Source organism: Pedobacter sp. 01N416, from assembly GCF_056399685.1.
Map to the genome: position 1 here is coordinate 1 of NZ_JBFTRT010000813.1, position 1,655 is coordinate 1,655.

Genomic DNA, 1,655 nt, shown 5'->3' on the forward strand with positions numbered 1-1,655 from the left:
TCACAGCCCTGCTTAAACCACTTCTCTGTGTTAAACTTAAACCTGTTGCGGTTTTTGAAGCTCCTAAATTAATTACTATAGTATGTGGATAGCTTGTTGCTGAGCTGCTCCATCTCGAATGCCAGTAAGTACTTGCGTTTCCGTCGATTAATCTGATCGCCCTGCCATTTGTAGCACCTTCGCCGCTGGTTTCTTCAGAACTAAATGAAGCAATACTCCACCCTGTTTTGCTTAACTCATTTTTCGTTGAAAAATTTAATACTGGTAAGCCTCCTGAAAAAGTATAAGCATAAATCTGTTCGGTTACGGTTCCATTGTCATGTACCAATTTAACTTTCAGTTCGTATGGAATACCATCGGCTTTTTCCTGCAAATCGGCAATTGGCATTACAACCCTAAAGCTATCTGTGCCGATTTTCTTCGATTCCCACGTAATGGCATTATAATCATGGTTTACACCTGTACCTTCATTGTTTACATTCGGATCATTATAGTATAAAATGCTGGTTACATTACCGATTGAAGTAAATTTACCTGATACCACTATAGAAGCCAAAGTGCTGGAGTAGCTGGCGTATATTTTATTAATGCTGCTGGTTACCGAACCGTAATAGGTGTTAGCGTTATTATTGAAAACCTGATTGGCATTTAAAATAGCCGCGTCTGCAGCGGTTAAAAATGTAGGGCTTTTTCCTAAGGTTCCATTACCTGCCCACATTAATGCCATACCTAAAGTTGAGTTTTCAGAAACTTTCTGTCTGTTGTGCGGTAGATTTAATCCATGACCAAGTTCATGTACCATGCCTCCAAACCAAACACTGAAGCGGTTGCCGACGGTAGTGCTTAAGCCAAGATTTGCAATGTCCATTTCTTCATAATCCAGCGCGTAACACCATCTGCCGGTACCATAAAACGGACCTCCGCTTGGTGTACCATCAGTGCCGATAGAATATCTTGGAATAATGATCAAGGTATGATCGCTGGTTTTATCTGCGGGGTGCGCAGCAAAATAAGCGTTTACTTCGCTTGCCACTGCGCCGCTACCTCCAGAATATGGATAACTTGCTTTTGGCAACGTTCCTCTAATGGTTAGGATTTTTACATTTCCTGTGCCATCATCAGCAAGGCCAAATGTTTTATTGCCATAACCATTGCGGTTCATTTCTTGTTTGTACCAATCTTGTGTCCATAATAAAAGATCGCTCAACCTTTTTCTATAACCCGCAAGGGTATCGAGGTCGTTAGGTACAAAATAAACAACATTTACATTGCGGCTTTGGGTAATAATGTTGGTTGTAGCTAATTTTTTGTTAATAGAGAAGGTTTTTTCCTCTGGTTGTAATACTTCGGCCTTTTTACAAGATAGGGCGAACAGGCAGGCACAGAATAGCCCTGTTAAAAGTAAACTGTTTTTTTTCATACGATAATTTTAGGTTTAGGTTGATAATATTTGGAATTGGTTGTTGTTGCTTTTTATATGCTGCACTCAGCCTCTTTACCTAATCTTGTCGATTTTAATGCGAAGATTTTATATCACCATAATTTGCCAGTCTTGGCCACTGTTCCAAACCTTAAAAAGAGCGTATTGTAAATAGATTTTTACCTTATCTGAATTTAAGTTACAAACAAACTTATACAGTAGATTGAATTAAAAC

1 protein-coding gene is annotated in these 1,655 nt (G+C 39.2%); it reads right to left on the reverse strand.

The features are described from left to right. A partial coding sequence (locus tag AC1DND_RS27425; RefSeq protein ID WP_477585962.1) for a discoidin domain-containing protein occupies positions 1–1,420 on the reverse strand: 1,420 nt, incomplete at its 3' end. Positions 1,421–1,655 lie beyond the last annotated feature (235 nt).